19 protein-coding genes and 1 riboswitch are annotated in these 17,065 nt (G+C 57.6%); of the genes, 11 read left to right on the top strand and 8 right to left on the bottom strand.

Annotation, left to right across the window (positions count from 1 at the left end):
• Positions 1–1,107 carry an ABC transporter permease gene (locus ACMWJS_RS11735; protein WP_414747094.1) on the top strand — a complete coding sequence of 369 codons (1,107 nt, stop codon included), beginning with the start codon at positions 1–3 and terminating at the stop codon, positions 1,105–1,107.
• Here the strand turns inward: ACMWJS_RS11735 and ACMWJS_RS11740 are convergent.
• Positions 1,069–1,479 carry a YbhQ family protein gene (locus ACMWJS_RS11740; protein ID WP_023334980.1) on the bottom strand — a complete coding sequence of 137 codons (411 nt, stop codon included), beginning with the start codon at positions 1,477–1,479 and terminating at the stop codon, positions 1,069–1,071. The genes ACMWJS_RS11735 and ACMWJS_RS11740 overlap by 39 nt on opposite strands.
• Positions 1,480–1,612: 133 nt before the next feature.
• On the opposite strand from ACMWJS_RS11740, the gene ACMWJS_RS11745 reads away from it, so the two are divergent.
• Genes ACMWJS_RS11745 through ACMWJS_RS11755 form a run of 3 tightly spaced genes read left to right on the top strand, consistent with a single transcriptional unit; the run spans position 1,613 to position 4,571 of the window.
• Positions 1,613–2,374: an endonuclease/exonuclease/phosphatase family protein gene (locus ACMWJS_RS11745; RefSeq protein ID WP_048222143.1), complete on the top strand. Its 762-nt coding sequence runs from the start codon at positions 1,613–1,615 to the stop codon at positions 2,372–2,374.
• Positions 2,371–3,609 (top strand): cardiolipin synthase ClsB, encoded by a 1,239-nt coding sequence (clsB, locus tag ACMWJS_RS11750; protein ID WP_414747095.1) that lies wholly within the window; start codon positions 2,371–2,373, stop codon positions 3,607–3,609. Before ACMWJS_RS11745 ends, clsB begins: the two co-directional genes overlap by 4 nt.
• On the top strand, positions 3,609–4,571 hold the full coding sequence (locus tag ACMWJS_RS11755; protein WP_063621219.1) for a lysylphosphatidylglycerol synthase transmembrane domain-containing protein: 963 nt from the start codon (positions 3,609–3,611) through the stop codon (positions 4,569–4,571). The genes clsB and ACMWJS_RS11755 overlap by 1 nt, the downstream gene beginning before the upstream one ends.
• 89 nt (positions 4,572–4,660) lie before the next feature.
• Here the strand turns inward: ACMWJS_RS11755 and ACMWJS_RS11760 are convergent, their stop codons facing one another.
• The 6 genes from ACMWJS_RS11760 to moaA all read right to left on the bottom strand — a co-directional run bounded on the left by ACMWJS_RS11760 (position 4,661) and on the right by moaA (position 8,140).
• Entirely contained in the window at positions 4,661–5,368 is a 708-nt protein-coding gene (locus ACMWJS_RS11760; RefSeq protein ID WP_069719576.1) for a Bax inhibitor-1 family protein, read from the bottom strand.
• Positions 5,369–5,432: 64 nt separating this feature from the next.
• Positions 5,433–5,885, bottom strand: coding sequence for a molybdopterin synthase catalytic subunit MoaE (gene moaE, locus ACMWJS_RS11765; protein WP_414747096.1), 453 nt, complete (start codon positions 5,883–5,885; stop codon positions 5,433–5,435).
• A 1-nt stretch (position 5,886) separates the two neighbouring features.
• Entirely contained in the window at positions 5,887–6,132 is a 246-nt protein-coding gene (moaD, locus tag ACMWJS_RS11770) for a molybdopterin synthase sulfur carrier subunit (protein WP_008501143.1), read from the bottom strand.
• Positions 6,125–6,610, bottom strand: coding sequence for a cyclic pyranopterin monophosphate synthase MoaC (gene moaC / locus ACMWJS_RS11775; protein WP_008501142.1), 486 nt, complete (start codon positions 6,608–6,610; stop codon positions 6,125–6,127). Before moaC ends, moaD begins: the two co-directional genes overlap by 8 nt.
• A gap of 3 nt (positions 6,611–6,613) precedes the next feature.
• On the bottom strand, positions 6,614–7,126 hold the full coding sequence (moaB, locus tag ACMWJS_RS11780) for a molybdenum cofactor biosynthesis protein B (RefSeq protein ID WP_045403780.1): 513 nt from the start codon (positions 7,124–7,126) through the stop codon (positions 6,614–6,616).
• Between the two features lie 24 nt (positions 7,127–7,150).
• The gene (gene moaA, locus ACMWJS_RS11785; RefSeq protein ID WP_048222132.1) at positions 7,151–8,140 is read right to left on the bottom strand and encodes a GTP 3',8-cyclase MoaA; all 990 of its coding nucleotides are present in this window, start codon (positions 8,138–8,140) and stop codon (positions 7,151–7,153) included.
• Positions 8,128–8,262: riboswitch (molybdenum cofactor riboswitch) on the bottom strand. Its footprint overlaps the gene before it by 13 nt.
• 225 nt (positions 8,263–8,487) lie before the next feature.
• On the opposite strand from moaA, the gene yvcK reads away from it, so the two are divergent.
• From yvcK to ACMWJS_RS11815, 6 genes are all read left to right on the top strand, one after another.
• Positions 8,488–9,396, top strand: a complete 909-nt coding sequence (gene yvcK, locus ACMWJS_RS11790; protein ID WP_045909485.1) for a uridine diphosphate-N-acetylglucosamine-binding protein YvcK — start codon at positions 8,488–8,490, stop codon at positions 9,394–9,396.
• A 607-nt stretch (positions 9,397–10,003) separates the two neighbouring features.
• The gene (locus ACMWJS_RS11795; RefSeq protein ID WP_414747097.1) at positions 10,004–10,567 is read left to right on the top strand and encodes a fasciclin domain-containing protein; all 564 of its coding nucleotides are present in this window, start codon (positions 10,004–10,006) and stop codon (positions 10,565–10,567) included.
• Positions 10,568–10,610: 43 nt separating this feature from the next.
• Positions 10,611–11,165 (top strand): RNA polymerase sigma factor, encoded by a 555-nt coding sequence (locus ACMWJS_RS11800; protein WP_267217099.1) that lies wholly within the window; start codon positions 10,611–10,613, stop codon positions 11,163–11,165.
• Positions 11,162–11,809 carry an anti-sigma factor domain-containing protein gene (locus ACMWJS_RS11805; RefSeq protein ID WP_167213130.1) on the top strand — a complete coding sequence of 216 codons (648 nt, stop codon included), beginning with the start codon at positions 11,162–11,164 and terminating at the stop codon, positions 11,807–11,809. The genes ACMWJS_RS11800 and ACMWJS_RS11805 overlap by 4 nt, the downstream gene beginning before the upstream one ends.
• Before the next feature lie 273 nt (positions 11,810–12,082).
• Entirely contained in the window at positions 12,083–12,823 is a 741-nt protein-coding gene (locus ACMWJS_RS11810) for an SDR family oxidoreductase (protein ID WP_048026922.1), read from the top strand.
• A gap of 33 nt (positions 12,824–12,856) precedes the next feature.
• Positions 12,857–14,551 (top strand): thiamine pyrophosphate-binding protein, encoded by a 1,695-nt coding sequence (locus ACMWJS_RS11815; protein WP_414747098.1) that lies wholly within the window; start codon positions 12,857–12,859, stop codon positions 14,549–14,551.
• Between the two features lie 33 nt (positions 14,552–14,584).
• Here the strand turns inward: ACMWJS_RS11815 and ACMWJS_RS11820 are convergent, their stop codons facing one another.
• Positions 14,585–15,283 carry a GNAT family N-acetyltransferase gene (locus ACMWJS_RS11820; RefSeq protein WP_414747099.1) on the bottom strand — a complete coding sequence of 233 codons (699 nt, stop codon included), beginning with the start codon at positions 15,281–15,283 and terminating at the stop codon, positions 14,585–14,587.
• A gap of 201 nt (positions 15,284–15,484) precedes the next feature.
• Here ACMWJS_RS11820 and ACMWJS_RS11825 point away from each other — a divergent pair, with 201 nt between their 5' ends.
• Positions 15,485–17,053, top strand: a complete 1,569-nt coding sequence (locus tag ACMWJS_RS11825; protein ID WP_414747100.1) for an ABC transporter substrate-binding protein — start codon at positions 15,485–15,487, stop codon at positions 17,051–17,053.
• Positions 17,054–17,065: the final 12 nt, after the last annotated feature.

A 17,065-nucleotide genomic window follows, 5' to 3' on the forward strand; every position in this document is an offset into this window, starting at 1 on the left:
ATGTTTCACCGTTTATGGACATTAATATGCAAAGAGCTGCAATCCCTGCTGCGCGAGCCGCAAACCCGCGCCATTCTGGTGTTGCCGGTGCTGATCCAGGTTTTACTGTTCCCGTTTGCCGCCACGCTGGAGGTGACCAACGCCACCATCGCCATTTACAACGAAGACAACGGCAAACACGCCGTTGAGCTGACGCAGCGTTTTGCCCGCGCGAAAGCCTTTACCCACATCCTGCTGCTGAAAAGCCCGCAGGAGATCCAGCCTACCATCGACACGCAAAAAGCGCTGCTGCTGGTGCGGTTCCCGGCAGATTTTTCCCGCAATCTGGATACCTTCCAGACCGCGCCGCTGCAGCTGATCCTCGACGGACGCAACTCCAACAGCGCCCAGATCGCGGCCAACTATCTGCAGCAGGTCGTGAAGGATTACCAGCAGGAGCTGATGGACGGCAAACCGAAGCCCAACAACAGCGAACTGGTGGTGCGCAACTGGTATAACCCGAATCTGGACTACAAGTGGTTTGTGGTGCCGTCGCTGATCGCCATGATCACCACCATCGGGGTGATGATCGTCACCTCCCTCTCCGTCGCCCGCGAGCGCGAACAGGGCACGCTGGATCAGCTGCTGGTCTCCCCGCTCGCCACCTGGCAAATTTTCGTCGGCAAAGCGGTACCGGCGCTGATTGTCGCGACCTTCCAGGCCACCATCGTGCTGGGGGTGGGAATTTGGGCCTACCAGATCCCGTTCGCCGGATCGCTGGCGCTGTTTTACTTCACGATGGTGATTTACGGGCTGTCGCTGGTGGGGTTTGGGCTGCTGATTTCCGCACTCTGCTCGACGCAGCAGCAGGCGTTTATTGGGGTATTCGTCTTTATGATGCCCGCGATCCTGCTCTCGGGGTACGTCTCACCCGTCGAGAATATGCCGGTGTGGCTCCAGGATCTGACGTGGATAAACCCGATACGACACTTTACGGATATCACCAAGCAGATCTATCTGAAGGATGCGAGTCTGGATATTGTCTGGGGAAGTTTGTGGCCGCTACTGGTCATCGCGGCCACGACGGGCTCAGTGGCGTACGCGATGTTTAGACGCAACATCGCGTAGCTTTTTCTCTTTGGTCAGCAACGAGACCACCGCAGGCCCTGCGAGGATAGCCAGACCCGCCAGGGCCAGCAGCAGGTTGTTTTGCAGGACGCGTGACAGCAGCCACAGGACAATCATCGCTGCACCAAAGTACCAGGTGGTGGTGAGCTCTTCGAGCACATCACCCACCTCACGCCAGCGCGCTTCATGGTGGCGCTGTAAGAACAGCATCGACAGCACGGTGACGCCGTAAAGGACGCATAGCCCCAGTCCAACACGCACCAGCGTGCCGCTCATCCAGCCCATCACCAGTACGGCCACGACCAGTAAATGCAACATTATCTGCCAGCAACTCAGGCCAGTTGCGACACGAACACGTTGTTGCCACTTCATGGCTTCTCTCCTGAAGGATTTTTCTCTGCTTAATCAGACTACCGCACTTTACGGAAAATTCCGTAACGCCGCATCTTTTTGTGACGCCGACTACACTTTATTTTCATTGGGATAGTCACTCAGGAAGGAGCTTATGACGAAAAAAATGCAGCATTTCTCGCTTAAAGTGCTGACGATAAACATTCATAAAGGCTTCACAGCATTTAACCGCCGCTTCATTTTACCGGAGCTGCGCGACGCGGTGCGCACCGTCAGCGCGGATATTGTCTGCCTGCAGGAAGTGATGGGCGCACACGAAGTGCATCCGCTTCACTTTGAGAACTGGCCCGACACGCCGCACTATGAATTTCTGGCCGACACCATGTGGAGTGATTATGCCTACGGCCGCAACGCGGTCTATCCGGAAGGGCATCACGGCAACGCGGTGCTGTCCCGCTATCCCATTGAACATTACGAAAACCGCGACGTTTCCGTCGGGGAGAGCGAAAAACGCGGCCTGCTCTACTGCCGCATTACCCCGCCAGACCTTGAGCTGCCCATCCACGTCGGCTGCGTTCACCTGGGCCTGCGCGAAGCCCATCGTCAGGCGCAGCTGAAAATGCTGGCCGAATGGGCCAACGCGCTGCCTGACGGTGAACCTGTTGTCGTGGCAGGCGATTTCAACGACTGGCGCCAGCGGGCAAACCACCCCCTGAAGGTGGAGGCCGGACTGGAGGAAATTTTCACCCGGGCGAACGGCAGGCCTGCGCGCACGTTTCCAGTCCGTTTCCCGCTGCTGCGGCTTGACCGCATCTACGTAAAAAATGCCCATGCCAGCAGCCCGACCGCCCTGGCGCTCCTTAACTGGCGGCATCTTTCCGACCATGCCCCGCTCAGCGCGGAGATCCACCTATGAAATGTTCCTGGCAGGAAGGCAACCGGATCACGCTGCTGGTCAACGGGGACGAGTATTACCCGGCCGTGTTTAAGGCGATTGATCACGCCCAGCAGAAGGTGATCCTCGAAACCTTTATCTGGTTCGAAGACAACGTCGGCAAGCAGCTGCACAGCGTGCTGCTGCGCGCCGCACAGCGCGGCGTCAAAATTGAAGTGCTGCTGGATGGCTACGGCTCGCCGGATCTCAGCGATGCGTTCGTCAATGGACTTACCGCCGCGGGGGTGGTGTTCCGCTACTACGATCCCGGCCCTCGCCTGTTCGGCATGCGTACCAACCTTTTCCGCCGGATGCACCGCAAAATTGTGGTGGTGGATGAGACGGTGGCGTTTGTCGGCGGCATTAACTACTCCGCTGAGCATATGTCCGACTACGGCCCGGAAGCGAAGCAGGATTACGCCATTCGCATTGAAGGCCCGGTGGTGCAGGACATCTTGCTGTTTGAGCTGGAGAACCTGCCGGGGAAAGAGGCCGTTCGCCGCTGGTGGCGACGCCGTCATCGCCCGGAAGAGAACCGGAAGCCTGGTGAAGCGCAGGCGCTTTTCGTCTGGCGCGACAACGGCGAGCACCGGGACGACATTGAACGCCACTACCTTAAGATGCTCGCCAACGCCAAGCGCGAAGTGATTATTGCTAACGCCTACTTTTTCCCGGGCTATCGCCTGCTGCATGCCATGCGCAATGCTGCAAGACGCGGCGTGCGCGTGAAGCTGATCGTGCAGGGTGAGCCGGATATGCCGATCGTCAAAGTCGGGGCGCGGCTGCTGTATAACTACCTGGTGAAGGGCGGCGTCCAGATCTACGAATACCGCCGTCGACCGCTGCATGGCAAAGTCGCGCTGATGGACGATCACTGGGCCACCGTGGGCTCCAGCAACCTCGATCCGCTGAGCCTGTCGCTGAATCTTGAAGCCAACCTGATCATTCACGATCGCCAGTTTAATCAGACCCTGCGGGATAACCTGCAGGCGTTGATCGTTAACGACTGCGTGCGCGTGGATGAGTCCATGGTTCCCAAACGCACCTGGTGGAACCTGGGCATCAGCGTGGTGGTGTTCCACTTTCTGCGGCATTTCCCGGCGATGGTCGGCTGGCTGCCAGCGCATACGCCGAAGCTGGCGCAGGTGGACCCGCCGGTACAACCCGAAATGGAAACCCAGGACCGCATAGAAGCGGAAGACGGAGGCAAACCCTGATGTCGAAATCGCATCCACGCTGGCGTCTGGCAAAAAAGATCCTCACCTGGGTATTCTTTATTGCCGTCGCGGTGCTGCTGGTGGTCTACGCGCAGAAAGTGGACTGGGAAGAGGTGTGGAAGGTTATCCGCAACTATAACCGGATGGTGCTGCTGGGCGCGACGGGGCTGGTTATCGTGAGCTACCTGATGTACGGCTGCTATGATCTGCTGGGTCGGGCCTACTGCGGCCACAAGCTGGCCAAACGTCAGGTAATGCTGGTGTCGTTTATCTGCTACGCCTTTAACCTGACGCTGAGCACCTGGGTCGGGGGGATTGGCATGCGCTATCGCCTCTACTCGCGGCTCGGCCTGCCGGGCGGGACCATCACGCGCATTTTTTCCCTGAGCATTACCACCAACTGGCTGGGCTATATTCTGCTCGGCGGGGTGATCTTCACCATCGGCGTGGTGCAGTTGCCCGCGCACTGGTATATCGATGAGGCCACGCTGCGGATTCTGGGCATCGTACTGCTGCTGATTATCGCCGTTTATCTATGGGCCTGCGCCTTTGCCAGACGCCGTCATATGACCATTAAAGGGCAAAAGCTGGTCCTGCCCTCGTGGAAGTTTGCGGTGCTGCAGATGGCGGTTTCCAGCGCCAACTGGATGGCGATGGGAGCCATCATCTGGCTGCTGATCGGCGAGGACGTAAACTACTTCTTCGTGCTGGGCGTGCTGCTGGTGAGCAGTATTGCCGGGGTGATTGTGCATATTCCGGCGGGGATCGGCGTGCTGGAGGCGGTGTTTATTGCCCTGCTGGCCGGGGAGCATGTTTCTCAGGGAACGATTATCGCCGCTCTGCTGGCGTACCGCATGCTGTATTACTTCCTGCCGCTGGCGCTGGCCACGATCTGCTATCTGGTGCTGGAAAGTCGGGCGAAAAAGCTGCGGGCGAAGAATGAGAGGATGCTAGCGAAGTGAATAAGTCGGGTGGCGGCTTCGCCTTACCCGGCCTACGGTTCGCGCTTCGTAGGCCGGGTATGGCGAAACCGCCGCCCGGCAAAGCAATCTTAACGACGGTTGCCAAGAATTCGCAGCAGCATCAGGAACAGGTTGATGAAGTCCAGATAGAGCGTCAGCGCGCCCAGAATCGAGTATTTGCGGAGGTTTGAACTGTCGCGCACGTCGATCTGCTCGCCGATGTTTTTCAGCTTCTGCGTGTCATAAGCCGTCAACCCGACGAAGAGCACCACCCCAATATAGGTCACGGCCCACATCAGCGCTTCGCTCTTCAGCCACAGGTTCACCAGTGACGCCAGCACGATCCCAATCAGCCCCATAAACAGCATGCTGCCGAAACCGCTCAGATCGCGCTTCGTGGTGTAACCGTACAGGCTCATCGCACCAAACATCCCGCCGGTGACCACGAAGGTGCTGGCGATGGATGAGTAGGTGTAAACGATAAAGATGCTGGAAAGCGTCAGCCCCGTTAGCGCCGAATAGAGCATAAACAGGGTCGTTGCCATGCCGGCACTCAGCTTGTGCACCAGACCCGAAAGCACAAACACCAGCGCCAGCTGCGCGATAATCAGCCCAAAGAAGGTGATTTTGCTGGAGAAGATAAACATCATCAGCTCCGGCGTGTTCGCTGCATACCACGCAATAAACGCGGTAAGCAGCAGGCCAACCGTCATCCAGCCGTACACCTGAGCCATATACGTCTGCAGGCCGCTACGGGTCTGCTGTACTATTGAATCGGAACGCGGAAATCGGTCCATGATTCACTCCTGATTAAGATTAAGTAGACACACTCGTTAAGAGTAACACATCCACGTAAACCGACTACCAACGGCTGGCGGCCTGTTTATCGCTATCGCGAGATTCTACCCAGCGGTCGCCTTCCGGCGTGGCTTCGCGCTTCCAGAACGGCGCTTTGGTTTTGAGGAAATCCATAATGAACTCCCCGGCGGCAAACGCGCTGCCGCGGTGTGCGCTGGTCACCCCGACAAAGACAATCTCCTCGCCAGGCCACATCTCGCCGATGCGGTGAATCACCGTGACGCGCCCGAGCGGCCAGCGGTCTCGCGCCTCGTCCACAATCTCCGCCAGCGATTTTTCCGTCATGCCGGGATAATGCTCCAGCGTCAGCGCCTTCACGCTGTCACCAAGGTTGTGGTTGCGCACCTTGCCGGTAAAGGTCACGACCGCGCCGTCTTCATCGCGCTCCGCCAGCCAGCTGTATTCTGTACCGACACTGAAGCGCTCGGGACCAACCTGAATGCGGGTTTCAACCATCTTAGCCCCCTGTCACCGGCGGGAAGAAGGCCACTTCATCCCCGGCCTTCAGCGGATGGGTAAGCTCCACCAGCGTCTGGTTAACCGCGGCCAGCAGCTTGCCTTCGTCCAGCGCCAGCGCCCAGCGGTCGCTCTGTGCCGCCAGATGCGCGCGCAGAGCCGCAACGTTTTCAAAAGAGGCATCCAGCGTCAGGCTGTCGGTATTGACCAGCTCGCGCACCTGCGCAAAAAAGAGCACTTTAATCATGGCTGTCCACCTTAAAATCACCGGATTTGCCGCCGCTTTTTGCCAGCAGGCGAACCGGGCCAATCACCATATCTTTCTGCACCGCTTTGCACATGTCGTAGATGGTCAGCGCGGCAACGGAGGCCGCCGTCAGCGCCTCCATCTCCACGCCGGTTTTACCGGTTAAGCGGCACAGCGATTCAATCCGCACGCGATTGTGCTCCGGCTGGGCCTGCAGGTTCACCTCCACCTTGCTCAGCATCAGCGGATGGCAAAGCGGAATGAGATCCCAGGTGCGCTTGGCGGCCTGAATACCCGCGATGCGCGCGGTCGCAAAGACATCACCCTTGTGATGGCTGCCATCGATAATCATCGCCAGCGTTTCCGGCAGCATGGTGACGAACGCTTCGGCGCGCGCCTCGCGCACCGTTTCCGCTTTGGCGGAGACGTCAACCATATGCGCTTCGCCAGCGGCGTTAATGTGGGTCAGTTGTGACATAGCTTATTTCTTTAAATGGGGATGGAAATTACACGGACGGGTACGGGCATCCAGCTGCGGGGCGATGATGTTTTCCCACGCGGTGCGGCAGGCTTTCGTCGAGCCCGGCATGGCGAAAATCAGGGTTTTGTTCGCCACCCCGGCAACGGCGCGCGACTGCAGCGTGGAAGTGCCAATCTCTTCAAAGGAGAGCATGCGGAACACCTCGCCGAAGCCTTCCACCTCGCGGTCGAACAGCGGGAGCAGCGCTTCAGGTGCCTGATCGCCTGCGGTAAAGCCGGTGCCGCCGGTGATCAGCACCACCTGCACCTCATCACTGGCGATCCACTGCGAGACCTGCGCGCGAATGGCGTAGCGGTTCTCCTTCACGATCGCTTTATCAACAATGTTATGCCCCGCGTCATGGGCCGCCTCGCGCAGCCAGTGGCCGGAGGTATCATCCTCTTCGCCACGGCGGTCGGAAACGGTAAGGATCGCAATGCGTGTCGGGATAAATTCTGCGCTGACCTGACTCATCTTCTGATTCCTTCTTAAGACTGGTTACCCGCCGATGTAAGACAGGTTCTGAGTAATGCCGGTATTGCCCTGATGCAGGAAGTGGGTCTGTTTTTTATGCGTCAGCGCTTCAGAAATACGCGCTTCAAGCGCGTCCTGCTGCGCATCGTCTTCCAGCAGATCGCGAAGGTCCACGCCGCCGTCGCCGAACAGGCAGAGATGGAGTTTGCCCACGGAAGAGACGCGCAGGCGGTTGCAGCTGGCGCAGAAGTCTTTCTCGTAAGGCATGATAAGCCCGATCTCGCCTTCATAATCAGGATGGCAGAAGACCTGTGCCGGACCGTCGCTGCGCTGGCGGATCTGGTGGATCCAGCCGCGCCTGAGCAGCTCGTCACGCAGCACCATGCCGGAGATGTGATGGCGGCGAAACAGCTCACTGCCCTCGCCGGTTTCCATCAGCTCAATAAAACGCAGCTGAATGGGGCGGGATTTGATCCACGCCAGGAAGGTATCAAGCTGGTGATGGTTTACATCACGCATCAGCACCGTGTTGACTTTGACTTTTTCGAAGCCGGCCGCAAATGCCGCATCGATACCGTCCATGACCTGCTGGAATTTATCCTGGCCGGTAATGGCGTGAAACTGGCGGGCGTCCAGACTGTCCACGCTGACGTTAATAGCGGTTAAGCCCGCATCGCGCCAGGTGGCTACGTCGCGCGCCATACGGTAACCGTTGGTGGTCACCGCAATCTGGCGGATACGTTCGTTTTCACGCACGGCGGCAATGATGTCGGGGAAATCGCGGCGCAGCGAGGGTTCACCGCCGGTAAGGCGCACTTTTTCGGTGCCGAGCTCAGAGAAGGCGCGCGTGACGCGGCGCACTTCATCCACGGAGAGAAAGCCGTTATTGGTGACGCTGCCCGGTTTGTAGCCGTCGGGCAGGCAGTAGGTGCAACGGAAATTGCACACATCGGTAATCGACAGACGTAAGTAATAAAACTTACGCGCGAAAGCATCAGTAAGTTGTGAAGCCATGTACACCTTTCCAGATACGGGAGGCACAGTCATTTCTTTCTGTACCCTGGTGGCAAATTCGCCACGGCCAGAGCGCCATATCTTTCGACACAGGCACAAGGGCTAGAGTGTATGTTTTCAATGTTGAAAACGTGGTTAGGGCGATAGTAGCGCGGAAATTCGGACAGCGCCATTGTCGCTTTTCGCTATATAATTACGTATATAGCGAATCATTCGTCCATTTTCGCTACAGAATACCTAAAAATCGCACTTTCACATTGATATACGTCATTTTGCATCGGGTGAGGCATCGTCTTTTAGGGGTAGTTAGGGTACTGTTACGCGATCGAACGTGATAAGGAATACGTATGCGCAATCGCACTTTTGCGGATCTTGACCGAGTGGTCGCTCTTGGCGGAGGCCACGGCCTGGGCCGCGTCATGTCCTCGTTGTCGTCACTCGGCTCAAGGCTGACAGGGATAGTGACCACCACCGACAACGGCGGCTCAACCGGGCGGATCAGACGTGCCGAAGGCGGCATTGCCTGGGGCGATATGCGCAACTGCCTGAACCAGTTAATTACCGAGCCGAGCGTCGCGTCGGCGATGTTTGAGTACCGTTTTGGCGGCAATGGCGAACTTTCCGGACATAACCTCGGAAATCTGATGTTAAAGGCGCTGGATCACCTGAGCGTAAGGCCTCTCGAAGCCATCAATCTGATCCGTAATCTGCTCAAAGTGGACGCATTTCTGATCCCCATGTCTGAACAACCGGTTGACTTGATGGCCATCGACGCCGAAGGGCATGAAGTTTACGGAGAGGTGAATATTGACCAGCTTCTGCTGCCGCCCAAAGAGCTGATGACTTACCCGAGCGTGCCGGCGACGCGTGAAGCCGTAGAAGCAATTGGCGACGCGGATTTAATTCTGATCGGCCCGGGCAGCTTTTACACCAGCCTGATGCCGATCCTGCTGGTGAAAGAGCTGGCGCAGGCGCTGCGTCGCACCCCTGCGCCAATGGTTTACATCGGTAACCTCGGGCGTGAACTGAGCCCGGCAGCCGCAAGCCTGTCGCTGTCGGATAAACTCAATTTGATGGAGCATTACGTCGGTAAGAAGATCATTGACGGCGTGGTGGTGGGGCCGAAGGTGGATGTATCCGGTATCGGCGATCGTCTGGTGGTGCAGGAGCCGCTGGAGGCCTCAGATATCAAGTATCGCCACGACCGCCATCTGCTGCGCGAGGCGCTGGAGAAGGCGATTCAGGCGCTGGGTTAGATTCGTTTTATGCGGCCTGATGCCCTCACGCCGGCCCTCTCCCACGGAGCTGAGGAACCCCCTGTAATTTCTCTACACGAAGCGATGAATGTTGCTTCAGAAAAATGAACGGCTTGCAGCGACGCCCTGGTCCGGCTGTAAATCGCTGAGGCGTTTCCTGCAGGCCGGGGCGAGGCGCAGGGATGCGCCGAGAGGGCGGGCTTTACATGGACGTTGCATCCGCCCGTCCCCGAAAAGCCGTAAGGAATAAGATGAGGGCACCGCGAAGCGGCGATTTACCGCCGGGAGCCCGGGTCGCCAGGGTGGTGGCGACTGAGCCACCCTGGCACGTTCACAGGTTATGGGGTTACAGAGTAGCAAGGAACATAAAGTGAACGGAATGACCACAACAGCTGTATGTTCCCCTCACCCTAACCCTCTCCCCGGAGGGGCGAGGGGACTGTTCCGTGCTGGCATTACTTTGTGGGGCCCCCTCAGCTCCATAGGGGAGAGGGGATTAACCTCCCCCTTCAAAAATTTATTTTTATTTTCCTGCATCCAGTTTCCACCCGCCCCTCGTATATCAGTCTGTGAGCAACCCCTTTGCTCCCCAATCCGAGGAAAGATGATGAAAAAGCTAACCCGTGTTGCATTCGTAACCAGCGCTTTACTCTTCTGTGCAGGCGCATCAGCCGCCATGACGTCAGGCTCCGTGATGGTGGGCGGAGCGGAAATGTTCCCGAGCAAAAATATTGTTGAAAACGCCATAAACTCAAAAGATCACACCACGCTGGTAGCCGCCGTCAAAGCGGCAGGACTGGTGGATACGCTTCAGAGCAAAGGGCCGTTCACCGTGTTTGCGCCGACCAATGCGGCGTTTGCGAAATTGCCTGCCGGCACGGTCGAGAACCTGATCAAACCCGAAAACAAAGCCGCGCTCACCAGCATCCTGACCTATCACGTGGTCGCCGGTAATTACGATATGAAAGCGCTGGAGCAGAAAATTAAACAGGGCGGCGGCCACGCGGAGCTGAAGACCGTTAACGGTCAGCCGCTGTGGATCATGAGCAACGGCCCGCACAATATTCAGCTTAAGGACGGTAAAGGCAATGTGGCGAACATTAGCACCTATGACGTTCATCAAAAAAACGGCGTGATCGATGTGATTGATACCGTCCTGATGCCTAAGTAGTTGTCTATACTTCGGAAGTGTGATGTTGCCTTCCGGGAAAAACATGGATAACGCGCTGGCTGAACAGCAACTAAAATTAATGCAGGCGGTCGCAAACGGCGATCGCCGTGCATTTGAACAACTTTATCGACTCACGTCGCCACACTTGTTTGCTGTCGCGCTGCGCATGCTGCGTGACCGCGCGTGGGCAGAAGAGATCCTTCACGACTGTTTTATCACCGTCTGGAGTAAAGCCGAAACCTACAACGCGGCACTGAGCTCCCCGATGACCTGGCTTACGCACATTGTGCGCAACCGCTGTATTGACTGGCTGCGCAGCGGGCAAACCCGCGCTGCTGACCGCGAGACGGCGTATAACGACGCGCTTTTGCCTTGCGAGAACGATGAGCAGAATAACTGGCACGACGATGTGCAGGCAGAGCGGCTCAGACAGTGTCTCGAACATTTGAGCAGCGAGCAGCGCCAGAGCATTACGCTCGCCTACTATCAGGGAATGTCTCACAGCGACATTGCCGACTGGCTCCAGCAGCCTCTGGGCTCGGTGAAAAGCTGGATACGTCGGGCAATGGACCATCTTCGGGAGTGTGTCGGGCTATGAATGACGCAGAAAAACGCGACGACATGCTGGCAGCAGAGTATGCCCTCGGCACGCTGCGGGGAGGAGCGCGGCTTCAGTTCCAGAAAAGGGTCCTCCATGAACCCGCTCTGGCCGCCCGCGTGGCGTACTGGCAGGAAATGTTCAGCACGCTGGATAGTCATCTTGTGCCCGTCCCGCCACCCGAGACGGTGTGGAAGAGAATCGCCCTCGATCTGCCGCCCAAAAAGCCTTTACGCAAAAGTCGGCCTTATGTCGGCTGGATGGCTGCGGCCTCCCTCGCCGCCCTGTCGGTCGTTGCCTGGTATGCCATCCGTACCCCGGAACTCGCTCCGCTGATGGTACTCAACGATACCCAACAGCACGGACAGTGGGTCGTCAGCGCGGACGCCAGCCGTCAGCACCTGAGCATTGCCCCTCTTCGACCAACGGCTGTCGAGGCGCAACACAGCCTGCAGCTTTGGCTGATCCCAGGCGGGCAGGCGCCGGTATCCATGGGGCTGCTGCATAACGACATCCCCACACGCGTCACTCTCAGGAACACAACGCTCCCTCCTGACGCCACGATAGCCATAAGCCTTGAACCAGAGGGCGGCTCGCCCACTGGACTCCCCACAGGCCCGGTGCTTTACAGTGGCAAATTATAATCCTCAGGCCCTGTTCGCAGGGCCGCTATCGTGACCCGATTTCATTTATATACTATTCTCGGTTACCTATAAGAATTAAATATTAGGTCTGCAATTAATTTAATTATTAAAAAACGACATTGACAGACTCTTCCGTACTCCATTAAGTTTTAAACGAACATCATTTTATTCCCGATACACAATATATCCAAAACCGCGTTAATGAATTTGTCATTATTCATTAACGCTTCTCTGCCTTTTATTTTTTGCATCACTCAATAGCGAGATAAGATCATGAATAATAGTGCAAACAAGGTTGTTGTCATTACCGGTGCCAGCAGCGGTATTGGTCAGGCGATTGCCCTCCATTTAGCGAATAACGCGTTTTCGCTGGTGCTGGTGGCGCGCCGTCTGGACAGAATTAATGCCCTGGTGGATCAGATTATTCAGCAAGGCGGCAAGGCTATTGCCGTCAAGGCCGATGTCACCCGTCAGGAAGAGGTTCAGCGCGCCATTGACGCTGCCGTTGACGCCTACCAGCGCGTGGATGTGCTGATCAACAACGCGGGCTTTATGGCTATCGCTCCCCTCAGCGAGCTGAAAACCGACGAATGGGACAAGATGATTGATACCAATCTGAAAGGGGTACTGTACGGCATCGCTGCCGCTTTCCCGGTGTTCCAGCGTCAGGGCAGCGGGCATTTTATTAACGTTGCCTCCGTCGCGGGCATCAAGGTGCTGGCGCCTGGCGGCGTGGTGTACAGCGCCACGAAATTCGCCGTCCGCGCGCTGAGTGAAGGCTTACGTCAGGAGGCGGGTAAAACCCTCCGCACGACGCTTATTTCGCCCGGTGCCGTCGAGAGCGAACTGCAATTCGGTAGCTCTGACGAAGAGAGCAAAAAATTTCTCCATGAGTTTTATAAGCAGGCTATTCCGGCTGACGCGATTGCCCGCGCGGTTTTATTTGCTATTGAACAGCCTGGCGACGTTGATATTAATGAAATTGTTGTTCGTCCAACGCAGGAAGAATTTTAGCCTGGGTTAAATAATACTGAATGAGGTGTCAGTATGATTAAATCATTAACGTCCTTATCAGATCTCAATATGCGAACGGGTGCCGATATTCTCCTTGAAGTGCTGGAGAGTGAAGGCGTGGAATATATTTTTGGCAACCCCGGTACCACCGAGCTTCCGCTCATTGATGCCCTGCTTCGCCATGAAAATATTCATTATATTCTGGCGCTACAGGAGAGCACCGTGGTGGCAATTGCTGACGGCTATGCGAAAGCCTCCGGCAAGACCGGTTTTATCAATTTGCATACCGCCAGCGGTCTGGGGCACGGGATGGGGAATCTCATTAATTCGCGGATCATGAAAACCCCGCTGGTTGTCACCGTCGGACAGCAGGATACGCGGCACTACGTCCGCGACCCGCTGCTGTATGACGATATTGTGTCCATCGGCTCTCCGGTCATGAAATGGGCGCAGGAGGTCACCAGCGCCGACCAGCTCCCGGTGCTGGTGCGCCGGGCGTTTCATGCTGCCAGCTATCCTCCGGCTGGTCCGGTGCTGCTCTCTCTGCCAATGAACGTGATGGAAGAGCTGAGCGACGCCGGGATACAAACGGCCTCTAAAGTGAACTACCACACCGTGGCGGGCTCGCTGGACGAGCTGGCCGAAGAACTGAGCCAGGTTACGCCCGGCAGGATCATGATTGTGGCAGGCGATGAGGTGCACTCCAGCGGCTCGACGCAGGAGATTGTCCAGCTGGCGGAAGCGCTCAGCGCCCACGTCTACGGCTCCTCCTGGCCGCTGAATTTACCTTTTCCCACTCAGCACGCGCTCTGGCGGGGCAATATGCCCACCACCGCCAGCGAAATCGCCAGCATCATCAATGCCTACGATGCCGTATTCATCATCGGCGGCAGAAGCCTGATCACCATTTTGTACAGCGAGGGCGAGGCCATTCCGGCGACCTGCGCGGTGTATCAGCTCTCGGCGGATATGCACGAACTTGGCCGCACCTATGCCACTCGCCTTTCGGTGATGGGGGATATCAAATTGTCCCTGCACGAACTGTTGCCGAAGCTTGAGCAGCGCCTGATCGCCAACAGGCTGGTCCACCAGCGGCTGCTGGTTGCGGCCCGCGACGAACGGGAGAAGGAGTGGCAGCAGCAGGAGGAACGTCTGGCCGCCGAGCGGCTACGCCCGGCGATCTCCCCGATGGTCGCAGCCTGGGAAGTCATCCGATCCATTCCGGCGGGTACCACCATCGTTGATGAGGCGATAGCGACCGCCAGGCATGTCCGCCGGTTCATCTCTGACCAGCAGCACCAGCGCTACTACTTTATGCGCGGCGGCGGACTGGGCTGGGGGATGCCTGCCTCAGTAGGGCACTCGCTGGGACGCGGACGGGAGCCGGTGGTCTGCCTGATAGGTGACGGAGCCTCCCTGTACTCGCCGCAGGCGCTCTGGACGGCGGCACACGAAAATCTGCCGGTCACCTTCATCGTCATGAATAACAGGGAGTACAACATCCTGAAAAACTTTATGAAGAGCCAGGCTGACTACAGCTCAACGCGGCTGGGGCGTTTTATCGGGATGGACCTGGTGAACCCGCATATCGATTTTCAGTCGCTGGCCACCGCCATGGGCGTCCACTGCTGCCGGGTAACCGAGGCTGCCGATATCGCCGAAGCGGTAGCGCGCGGGCTACAGTCAGGAAAAACCAACCTGATAGAAATCGCGATTTCCGCGGATTAGCCGCGCGTTTACGCTGTACCCTACATAAAAAACTTATAACCGAAACGCCTCAAGGCGCCTTATCTGACGCCCGTCGTTATCAAAATTCTCCGCCGCCAGCCAGGCGCGCAGCTCCGCGTCTCTTTGCGGCCATTCGCCGTCAATAATAGAAAGCATATCGCTGTCGCGGTTGCGCCCTTTGCGCACCAGCTTCTGGCGCAGGCGCCCTTCCCAGACAAACCCCAGCCGCTCCGCCGCCCTGCGTGAGGCAACGTTCATCGAATCGCACTTCCACTCCAGCCGCCGATAGCCGTGCTCAAACGCATTTTTCAGCAGCAGCCACACCGTTTCAGTGCCGATGCGGGAACCTTTCATCTTACGCGACCAGGTGACATGTCCTATCTCAACCGACCCCAGCAGCCGCTCGTTAGCCATATAGCTCACCAGCCCCACCGCCCGTTCGGTGCGTAAGTCAATGACGGCAAACGGCACCAGCTCATCATCCATGACCTTCGCCATGATCCAGTGCGCGGTGGCTTCCACGCTCGTGGGCTGCGTGCTGGCAAGCCACGTCCAGTCACTGTCGTCGCCCAGCGCGTAGGCCTCATAGAGATCGGCCGCGTGGCGATCGGCGTCCAGCGGCTCCAGGCGACAATACTGGCCGAACAGCGGTGTGCGGGTTAACGCGCGCGCGCCTTTCCAGTCGGGAACGATATCGTTAACGGTTTGACCATGTTGATTGATTTCGGGCACGGCGATGACTCCCTGAAAGGTAAGGCATTTGTTATAGCAGGTTAAAAAGCAGGCGAAAAGCAGCGTGTTTTAATAGCCCGAGCGCATGCGATATTCCCGGAAGGCATAAGTAAAGCTGAATTTCGACTTTGTGGAATGTCACAGTCGCCCTAACGTAGCGGAGCATAAAACAATCACAATATATTCTTCTCAGGGATCGCTATGACAAAAAAACTGTTGCCGTTACTGGTGCTGGCTGCGCGCTCAGGCGCAGCCCACGCCGCTACGCCGCCCAACACGCTGGTGGTTGCCCAGGGGCTTGATGATATCGTGAGCCTCGACCCGGCCGAAGCCAACGAGCTCTCCAGCATCCAGACCGTGCCGAGCCTTTACCAGCGTCTGGTACAGCCGGACCGCGATAATCCGGAAAAAATCACGCCGATTCTGGCAGAAAGCTGGGAAGCGGACGCGGCAGCAAAAACCCTGACCATCAAGCTTAAACCCGATGCGAAATTCGCTTCCGGCAACCCGCTGCGCCCGGAAGACGTGATCTTCTCTTATACCCGCGCCGTGACGCTGAACAAATCCCCGGCCTTTATCCTCAACGTGCTGGGCTGGGAGGCGAGCAACATCGCCAGCCAGCTGAAAAAGGTGGACGATCATACCCTCCAGCTTCACTGGACGGCGGACGTCAGCCCGTCGGTGGCGCTGAATATTCTCTCCACGCCGATTGCCTCTATCGTCGATGAAAAAGAGGTCGCCGCGAACGTGAAGGATAATGACTTCGGTAACGCGTGGCTGAAAATGCACTCGGCTGGCAGCGGCGCATTCAAAATGCGCGTCTATCAGCCGCATCAGGCCATCGTGCTGGAAGCTAACGACGCCGCGCCCGGCGGCGCGCCGAAGCTCAAAAGCATCATCATTAAAAACGTCCCCGATCCGGCTTCACGCCGCCTGCTGATCCAGCAGGGGGATGCGGACGTGGCGCGCGATCTGGGTGCAGACCAGATTAGCGCCCTGGACGGCAAGCCGGGCGTGAAGGTGCTGAGCATCCCGTCCGCCGAGCAGAATTACCTGGTGTTTAACACCGGCAACAGCGCCAATCCGCTGCTGAATAACCCGGCCTTCTGGGAAGCGTCGCGCTGGCTGGTCGATTATGACGGCATCACGAAGAACCTGCTGAAAGGCCAGTATTTTGTTCATCAGAGCTTCCTGCCGGTCGGCCTGCCGGGCGCGCTGGAAGATAATCCGTTTAAATTTGACCCGGCAAAAGCGAAAGCCATTCTCGCCAAAGCGGGCATTAAGGACGCGCACTTCACGCTGGACGTGGAGAACAAGCCGCCGTTTATCACCATCGCCCAGTCGATGCAGGCGAGCTTCGCTCAGGGTGGCGTGAAGGTGGATCTGCTGCCTGCCGCCGGGAGCCAGGTCTATGCCCGCGTGCGCGCTAAGCAGCATCAGGCGGCGATTCGTCTGTGGATCCCGGACTACTTCGATGCGCACTCTAACGCCAGCGCCTTCGCGTGGAACGACGGGAAGTCCAGCACCGTGGCTGGCCTGAACGGCTGGAAAATTCCGGAGCTGAACAAGGCCACGCTGGCGGCTGTTGCCGAACCGGATCCGGCGAAGCGTCTGGATCTGTACAAGAAAATGCAGGAACAGCTGCAGCAGAGCTCGCCGTACGTGTTCGTCGATCAGGGCAAAACCCAGATCGTGGTGCGCGATAACGTGAAGGGGTATCAGCAGGGGCTGAACGCGGATATGGTCTGGTACGATCGCGTCACGAAGTAGCCCTTGTTGCCG

The sequence above is a fragment of the Enterobacter sp. HK-058-C-ECC genome (assembly GCF_047531125.1).
GTDB classification, from domain to species: domain Bacteria; phylum Pseudomonadota; class Gammaproteobacteria; order Enterobacterales; family Enterobacteriaceae; genus Enterobacter; species Enterobacter quasiroggenkampii.

Coding starts and splice junctions, on each gene's coding strand:
- ACMWJS_RS11760 (WP_069719576.1), bottom strand. CDS start 5,368: ATGGACCGATTTCCGCGTTCCGATTCAATAGTACAGCAGACCCGTAGC.
- ACMWJS_RS11800 (WP_267217099.1), top strand. CDS start 10,611: ATGGATAACGCGCTGGCTGAACAGCAACTAAAATTAATGCAGGCGGTC.
- moaD (WP_008501143.1), bottom strand. CDS start 6,132: ATGATTAAAGTGCTCTTTTTTGCGCAGGTGCGCGAGCTGGTCAATACC.
- ACMWJS_RS11825 (WP_414747100.1), top strand. CDS start 15,485: ATGACAAAAAAACTGTTGCCGTTACTGGTGCTGGCTGCGCGCTCAGGC.
- ACMWJS_RS11805 (WP_167213130.1), top strand. CDS start 11,162: ATGAATGACGCAGAAAAACGCGACGACATGCTGGCAGCAGAGTATGCC.
- moaC (WP_008501142.1), bottom strand. CDS start 6,610: ATGTCACAACTGACCCACATTAACGCCGCTGGCGAAGCGCATATGGTT.
- clsB (WP_414747095.1), top strand. CDS start 2,371: ATGAAATGTTCCTGGCAGGAAGGCAACCGGATCACGCTGCTGGTCAAC.
- ACMWJS_RS11735 (WP_414747094.1), top strand. CDS start 1: ATGTTTCACCGTTTATGGACATTAATATGCAAAGAGCTGCAATCCCTG.
- ACMWJS_RS11755 (WP_063621219.1), top strand. CDS start 3,609: ATGTCGAAATCGCATCCACGCTGGCGTCTGGCAAAAAAGATCCTCACC.
- moaB (WP_045403780.1), bottom strand. CDS start 7,126: ATGAGTCAGGTCAGCGCAGAATTTATCCCGACACGCATTGCGATCCTT.
- moaE (WP_414747096.1), bottom strand. CDS start 5,885: ATGGTTGAAACCCGCATTCAGGTTGGTCCCGAGCGCTTCAGTGTCGGT.
- moaA (WP_048222132.1), bottom strand. CDS start 8,140: ATGGCTTCACAACTTACTGATGCTTTCGCGCGTAAGTTTTATTACTTA.
- yvcK (WP_045909485.1), top strand. CDS start 8,488: ATGCGCAATCGCACTTTTGCGGATCTTGACCGAGTGGTCGCTCTTGGC.
- ACMWJS_RS11795 (WP_414747097.1), top strand. CDS start 10,004: ATGAAAAAGCTAACCCGTGTTGCATTCGTAACCAGCGCTTTACTCTTC.
- ACMWJS_RS11740 (WP_023334980.1), bottom strand. CDS start 1,479: ATGAAGTGGCAACAACGTGTTCGTGTCGCAACTGGCCTGAGTTGCTGG.
- ACMWJS_RS11810 (WP_048026922.1), top strand. CDS start 12,083: ATGAATAATAGTGCAAACAAGGTTGTTGTCATTACCGGTGCCAGCAGC.
- ACMWJS_RS11745 (WP_048222143.1), top strand. CDS start 1,613: ATGACGAAAAAAATGCAGCATTTCTCGCTTAAAGTGCTGACGATAAAC.
- ACMWJS_RS11815 (WP_414747098.1), top strand. CDS start 12,857: ATGATTAAATCATTAACGTCCTTATCAGATCTCAATATGCGAACGGGT.